Genomic DNA, 6,929 nt, shown 5'->3' on the forward strand with positions numbered 1-6,929 from the left:
AATACATCCCGGCATACTCATATCAGTTTCTATGCCAGCACATCAAATGTCGAAACTCCGCTTTCCGTCACTCCTATAGGAATTGAAGTACCTACCAATTCCACCATTTTTCCTGTCAGGTCAGCTACATCTTTTCCATCAATTTTCAGATTATATTGCCGTTCTTCCTGATCCTGTTTTTCGGCACGCTGTTTTTCCAGTCTTTCCTCTGTCTCTTTCTTTTCTGCTTTCCTTTTCTCGAGTCTTTCTTCAAGTTCTTTCCTTGCTTTTTCTGTTCCCGGATCAACTTCATCTTGAGTACACATTACAGAACTCATGCTATCATATCCATTTATAGTAATACTATAACTCAGTATCTTTGCTCCTCTTGCTGCCACATAAGCTCTTGACTGTTCTATTGTTTTTGGTATTAGCGATAAATTGTACTCCAACCATTGTTTTGTCTTTTCATCTCCCATAGCCTCTGACAAAAGAGAACTGTTTATATTTACGGAATAATCCCTGCTTCGTAAACAATCGTATTTTTGTGTTAAATAGTTCTTATATTCATGAGCATTCTTATATGTCCTGCCCGTTTTGTTTCCAGCATTTTGTGTATTGCCATAACTATTCGTATATGACGCATATGTTCCTATTCCTGTAACTGCCATATTAACATATCTCCTTTCATTATTCGGAGTCCTTCCAACTATGCCACCTGTTGGATTTCTCTCAGAATCAATATAATATTGATCACACGCTAGCTTCAAATATACTTTGACTAATACCTTTCATCCACATATTCTGCGTTGCTCCATATCCTCTTTCCTGCCCTATATCATACAATCCACTGCTGTCAAAGCCTATTTTCAATACTAAATCATTTTCTTTTTTCCAGCCATTCTTAGCATATTCCAACCATCTATTAGAATAAAGTTCATACCCTGCGCCATTTTTAGACTTTTCCTTAAACAAGGCAAGTAAATCTGTGCCATCCTCTGCAATAAAAGTACCATTTCTATATGTCGCATTGCGTGCATCATACCCTGTTGTCTCATACACTTCATGCCATAAAGAATATTGGTTCGCCTTTGTCCTATTTGCTTGCGAATTAACAATTTCATTGTCTGAATCATGCATACAAATCCACGCATGCGTCCAAATATTTTTTGCATTATCTCCTTCATTCAGCAATTTTTCTATCTGCGATAATGTGTCTCTATCTGCATTTCCTGACACAGTTAATTGATATGTATATGGATCAATAGAAAATGTCAAATCTGCTTGTTTTGATATTGATATTCCATTCTTTGAAAACAGATTTGAAATTTGCTGATTTACAACACTTCTGGCATACTGTTTTTCCCTGTCAGTATTGCGTACATAACCAACACTTCTTGAACCACCTGTATATACATCCTTGTAATTCCTTAATGCATAATCATACCGGGCAAATCCAGCCGAATATTTTCCTCCTGTTTGTAACATTCTTTTCTCATTGCGGTAAGCTATGGAACGCTGATCTTCTGTCATATATGAGCAAAAATTAGGTGAGGTCACATCACAATATTTTGATTCGATATATGCCATTGGATCAGAATGAGACAAATTTTCTTTGTACACTTTATCATAATGCTCCTGCAAAACTTTTTGTACGAAACGATCTTCCTCGGTAAGTCCATCATATTGATATCCTACAGTTGTACCAGCGCTGGAAGTATTGGGCAGGTTGTTTAAATCCCTGCCTACTGGAATGTTATTATAATAGTCAGAATTATTTACAGTAACCATACTATACCACCTACCTTATAATCTGTATCATGTGAATCATACTGAAACCCTATCGATAAACTTTTTTCATTTTATTTTCCACATTTTTTCTTCATTATCCGGAGTTCTTCCGACTGTGTCACCTGTTGGCTTTCTCTCAGCCTCAATATGATATGTAATCCAAGTTCTCTTTTTTTCCTATGTTCAAATGACTAAGCACTATTTATACTTACTATTTGCACTTGTCAGATCAAGATATGTATCCATACTTTTCGTCCAAAGCAACGATAAGTCAAACTTTCCCAATTTATTTAAATCTTCTATGCTTTTTTTGAACATTGCGATAAAATCTCTTCTGTCGTTAAGTCCCATATTACCAGCTTCAAGCGGCAGAGACGTGAAACCTCCCTGCTTCTCCACTTTGTAATGTGCCTCCAATGCACGCATTTCGACTACTGTAGCATTTGATGGATTAACGTCATTTATATATATTCTTTGTTCAAACTCTTTCCCATTTTCATCCACACCTTTCGCTACCACTACAGGATTTTCATCCGTCGAATCATCCGCATATTTAAGGCAATAAGAAAGACCTGTACCATTACCTCCTGTCCATAACATATTATCTGTTGTGAATATCTGGTATACCTTTGGTGTTTCAGCCGTATAAAATGTCTTTTCCGCAGATGCAGGAGTTTTCATTTGATTACCTTTTTGTTGACCGTACAATGAAGATACGGTATTCAGACCAGAACCAATGTGCATACTTCTATTCCTCCAATCAGTTTATCTGAATTGTACCGTCTGCTATAACAAACTGTACATTTAACCCAGACATAATATCTTTGTGCTGTGTCCGATTATATGCTAAAATTTCCCGGATATCGCTTGCGTAATCCTGATAGGTCAGATTCCTGCCTGGATTATTCAACAGATCATCCAGTGTTTTCGGCAGACCATGTATCGCTGTATTTTCCACGGAGAGGTCTCCAAGCGATACGCTGCCGCCAGATGCCTTATATAAAAATTTTCCCACATCCACCGCAGCTTGCAACAGATATTTTTCTTTATCTGACAACTCCTGTATTTTTGAATCCGTGCAAAAATAAATATCCATCAGCTCATCCGAATACTTTGACAGAACATTCTCTATCTTCTGTTTCATTGCATGATCCTGAATACCGTCCACACTTACCTGACCATCCGCCCCAATTTTTATGGAAAACGTGGAATCCGAAATATCAATTCCCGCTTCCTGCAGATCAGCAGATATCCTATCTTTTACTGTGGTATTCATTTTTGCACTTGCATTCGCACGATCCAGCTCTGCTGCAGTACAAAAGATATTTAAAAGAGCATTTTCCTGTTCCGTCAGTTCTCCTCCTGCTGCTTTTTTTTCCAGTAAATTATGAATCTGCTCATCATCCGGCACTGCCCCACCCTGCATAACATCTTCTGCCTGTTTCTGATGCAGTTTCTCCATCTGCTCTGTATAATAGGCTTTGTACTTCTGCCGGATTTCCTTAATTGCACGCGTTTCCTCAGTATCGGTTAAGCCTTCCTGCATCTGCTTCCTGACTGTCCCTTCATACTTCTGAACCTCTGCCATTTCCTGATAAGCTCCATGGCTTTTATCCGCCTGCGTTGTCTGGAAGGAAAGATGATATTCGGCATCCGGGTTTACCGTCGAACCGTTCTTTGCCTGTACCTTCACGGTATAACCTCTGTTGTCCGAATTCCAGTTCGGTATGGTAATACTAAGACCGCCATTTCCATTCTCTTTCCCAATGCCGACCTGATTGCCTTCCTCATCATACAAAACCATCTCGTAATCACAGCCTTCCGGTATATGATCTAAAATGATCGTAATATCCTTATTATAGGTATCCTTCGCGAAACTTAATGCCCGGTACTCTGTAATATTGAATTCGTAATAGTCCACATCCTCCGTATCCGATAAACTTCCCTTTAAATATCCGTCCGGCTTATTGATAAGTGCCGTCAGATCCAGTGTTCTTCCAAACACATCCTGATCCGTATATTTATTGGTTTTCCAGAAATAATCATTGGAAACTTTACTATTTTCTACTGCAATATTTTTATCAGTGGGTAAACCTTTTTTCTTAAAATCATATCCCACAAGCTGCGCATGCATCTCTACTGTGCGGGTTATTACCATCTGTTCATTCTCCTTGTGTATAATTACTTTTCATAATCATAATACTTTCCTGAAACTATACGCATACATATCCGAATACATGTTATCATGCGGTTGTGGCGTCAGCCTTCTATCCAATGCCGCCATATCCACCGTAAAACCGCTGTCTGCCACAGAAAAAGCACCATTACTGAATTGAAACTCCGAAGTAAAGTCTGGAATCCCCAGATCACCGCTTGTCCGGTTATGTCCTATAATATTTATCAATGCATCCTTTATCCGCTCTATCTTGGCGTTGTCCTTTGTTTTGTTGATCAGATCAGCAGCTTTTCCCGGCAGCCCGCCAATCTTTCCGTCTGGTGTCAGGTAAAGGTTCTCCAGAGAAATATCTTCTCCCGTAACCCCTTTTAAGTAACGCCTGACTTCCTGCACATCCGTGGCATACTGATAGGTATTGGACGACAGATTTCCCACACTGTCAGCAATTCCTGTGTAATACTGATACATCCGGTCACTGTACTTTTCCTCTACCAGTTTCTGAACCTGCTCCCGGACTTCCTTATCTTCGATACCGCTCACTGTTACATTCCCATTGCTTTCAATCTTTATCTGCATTCCCTCCAGCTCATCACGGGAGATACCTTTGCTTTCCAGATCCTTTACAAAATCCTCGGAAAAATCATGTTTCAGTTCCGCCTTCTGCTGTGCTTTCTCAAAATCTTTCAGGTTTGCAAAAATCTTCACATACTCCGTTTCCGCATCATCCAGTGTCTTTCCTTCTGCCATGTCCTGCAACAATTCATCCACTGTGCGCCCGCCTTTGTATTGTTTTTCTTCCGGCAGACTTTCAAACTGCTTCTGGTGGAGTTTCTCCATTTCTTTTGTATAATTTTTCTCTGTATCCATCAGGACTTCATTATATTTGTCGAGGTATTCCCTCCAATTTTCATCTTTCCGGCTGTATGCACCGTGAAGGTTCCCGAATGCCGCCCTTATGGCATCGGTCTTTTCCTGTTCTTTATTTTCAGAAACCTTGAAACTGATTTTATAATAATCATCCGGGGAAACTTCTTCCCCATTTTTGTTTTCTATCTTGATACAATATTTATTGGTATTTGTATCCCAGTTCGGGATGGTCAGTGTTTTACGTCCTTCCCCGTCCCATTCTGCCTTTCCGACCTGATTGCCATATTCATCATATAAGGTGAGGTCATAATCACAGCCTTCCGGCATGTCCATGTATATTTGAACCCCAAAATAATTCTGTATGGTTCGATTAAATGGAATGGAAAAGTTATAGAAATCCACATCCTTTTTATCACTGAGATTTCCTTTCAGACTGCTGGTTTCGTCCTTAATCAGAAAATCCAGATCCAGAAACGTACTTCCCTTCTTCTTGTCCGAAACCTCATAAGTGGTATGCTGTCTGCGATAAGTGTCATTGCTGCCAAGTGTACAGGAATCTTCCTGAAGTGTCATATTTTTCTTCAGTTTTCCTTCAAAAAATGCCACTGTTTCCTTTCCAGACATGAAAAAAATCGGTTTTTGACGAAATGCCGCCCCATATGTAGAATGATTACTGTTTATTTCCATTTCTTATCCTTCCTCCCGAAAAATATCTTACCTGTATTCTCATGCTTTCCTGTCAAAAGATGAGCCTACAGTATAACAGGATTATCCGGTAAAATAATACTGCTTTTCTTATATGCTGCCGCCGCCAACTGGCTATTTAGATATTCGTTTTGTACAGCTTTTCGTCTTGCCATCTCATCGTTGTCATTTTCCGTTTCTGTTCCAGTCAATTATAACTTTTCCAATCTTTCCAGAAACGCAACATAGAATTCTCTTTCTTTCATACAAGCCCTCTGAACTTCTATGCTTTTAGGGACATATTCCAGTGGATGGTCTAAATTATATAAAGCCTGTTTCGTTGCCTGAATTGCAGATTCTGTTGTGTTTCCCAAAATGTCGATGTTATCCACATCGCCCTCGCCCTTCATCTGCTTATTCAGCCTTTGTATCATCATCTGTGATATATGGCTCAACATTCCGTTTTTCTTTATTCCCATACCATTCGCATTTACTTCCTTCGCTGCTTCCATCCATGCATCTTTTACATCCTGCGGAGCATTCGGACCAATCATATCAAATGCTTTTTCGTTAAAATCCGTATCTGCCATATATGGATTTATACTCTCATTTTCCTGTTTGGCACGTTCTGTACTAAATTGAGGAATATCATTCTGTCTGCGTCTGTTTTCGTATGACACACCATTCATAGAATAGTTGGAACTAATCTGCATATATCAATACTCCTTTTTATTTGAATTGCATTATTATCATTAGGCTTTCGCTTCAAAAACTGGTCTTTTCTCCAGATAATCCGGTAGTTCTTTCAATTCAGAATTCATACCATTCTTTACGGCATTATATTCCTTCCAGTAAATGGAATAGAATTCATCTTTTTTTGTAAGTTCTGCCGGAGTCATTTCATACCCCCAGCCGGCACCGGTATTCAACAATACATTCACACCCTGACTCTGAATTTGAACCCCATAACCACCTGATGTTAAAATAGTGAAATTTAATGTTCCGCCTCCTGCCAGTGCAATCTGCTTATCTGCAAGATTCTGATTTTTTCCCTCTGCCTGTTCCAAAAAATCCAGTAAGGTTAATTCTCCGATCCCTTTACATTTTGGATTGGCATTTTGATTTTTCATTGCACTTTTTGCCTGTTGGTATAACTGCTTTCTATCCGGTGCAACCTCTGACAAATATTCTTCCCTTAACTGCAATAGCTGCCTTGAAATAGCATCTTGTTCTGTCTTATCAGTAGCATTGGCAGCCTTTTGTGCCAGTTTCTTAATCTCACTCACAAATTCAGTCTGCGTTCTTGTACTTTTTCCTTTCGATGGAATATAAGACCAGTTTGGTTCTCCATTACTACCAGAAGTAATTAACTGTTCCCTTCCAACTGTTCCTATATTTGAAAAAGAGATTCCCATAAATCCACCTCACGGTT

Annotated in this window: 8 protein-coding genes; all 8 read right to left on the reverse strand. The window is 39.2% G+C overall.

The features are described 5' to 3' along the window. Positions 1 to 29: 29 nt before the first annotated feature. Complete coding sequence (locus DXB39_RS14360; protein WP_117842389.1) at positions 30 to 749, reverse strand: DUF6033 family protein; 720 nt, start codon at positions 747 to 749, stop codon at positions 30 to 32. Then, a complete protein-coding gene (locus DXB39_RS14365; RefSeq protein ID WP_117842390.1) occupies positions 733 to 1,770 on the reverse strand; it encodes a DUF4885 family protein in 1,038 nt (345 codons plus the stop codon). Before DXB39_RS14365 ends, DXB39_RS14360 begins: the two co-directional genes overlap by 17 nt. A gap of 198 nt (positions 1,771 to 1,968) precedes the next feature. Continuing rightward, positions 1,969 to 2,514 carry a hypothetical protein gene (locus tag DXB39_RS14370; RefSeq protein ID WP_117901613.1) on the reverse strand — a complete coding sequence of 182 codons (546 nt, stop codon included), beginning with the start codon at positions 2,512 to 2,514 and terminating at the stop codon, positions 1,969 to 1,971. 16 nt (positions 2,515 to 2,530) lie between these two features. Continuing rightward, on the reverse strand, positions 2,531 to 3,928 hold the full coding sequence (locus DXB39_RS14375; RefSeq protein ID WP_117842373.1) for a prepilin peptidase dependent protein A: 1,398 nt from the start codon (positions 3,926 to 3,928) through the stop codon (positions 2,531 to 2,533). Positions 3,929 to 3,964: 36 nt separating this feature from the next. After that, positions 3,965 to 5,500, reverse strand: a complete 1,536-nt coding sequence (locus DXB39_RS14380; RefSeq protein ID WP_117842372.1) for a hypothetical protein — start codon at positions 5,498 to 5,500, stop codon at positions 3,965 to 3,967. A gap of 65 nt (positions 5,501 to 5,565) precedes the next feature. After that, entirely contained in the window at positions 5,566 to 5,709 is a 144-nt protein-coding gene (locus tag DXB39_RS14835) for a hypothetical protein (protein WP_158566004.1), read from the reverse strand. Then, positions 5,710 to 6,210 (reverse strand): hypothetical protein, encoded by a 501-nt coding sequence (locus DXB39_RS14385; RefSeq protein ID WP_117842371.1) that lies wholly within the window; start codon positions 6,208 to 6,210, stop codon positions 5,710 to 5,712. Between the two features lie 39 nt (positions 6,211 to 6,249). Then, the gene (locus DXB39_RS14390) at positions 6,250 to 6,912 is read right to left on the reverse strand and encodes a hypothetical protein (RefSeq protein WP_117842370.1); all 663 of its coding nucleotides are present in this window, start codon (positions 6,910 to 6,912) and stop codon (positions 6,250 to 6,252) included. Positions 6,913 to 6,929: the final 17 nt, after the last annotated feature.

Source organism: Roseburia sp. OM03-7AC (assembly GCF_003462625.1).
Classification (GTDB): Bacteria; Bacillota; Clostridia; order Lachnospirales; family Lachnospiraceae; genus Roseburia_C; species Roseburia_C amylophila.

Bases quoted from the DNA above. Each gene is read 5' to 3' on its own strand.
- DXB39_RS14380 (WP_117842372.1), bottom strand. From the start codon at position 5,500: ATGGAAATAAACAGTAATCATTCTACATATGGGGCGGCATTTCGTCAA.
- DXB39_RS14385 (WP_117842371.1), bottom strand. From the start codon at position 6,210: ATGCAGATTAGTTCCAACTATTCTATGAATGGTGTGTCATACGAAAAC.
- DXB39_RS14375 (WP_117842373.1), bottom strand. From the start codon at position 3,928: ATGGTAATAACCCGCACAGTAGAGATGCATGCGCAGCTTGTGGGATAT.
- DXB39_RS14370 (WP_117901613.1), bottom strand. From the start codon at position 2,514: ATGCACATTGGTTCTGGTCTGAATACCGTATCTTCATTGTACGGTCAA.
- DXB39_RS14390 (WP_117842370.1), bottom strand. From the start codon at position 6,912: ATGGGAATCTCTTTTTCAAATATAGGAACAGTTGGAAGGGAACAGTTA.
- DXB39_RS14365 (WP_117842390.1), bottom strand. From the start codon at position 1,770: ATGGTTACTGTAAATAATTCTGACTATTATAATAACATTCCAGTAGGC.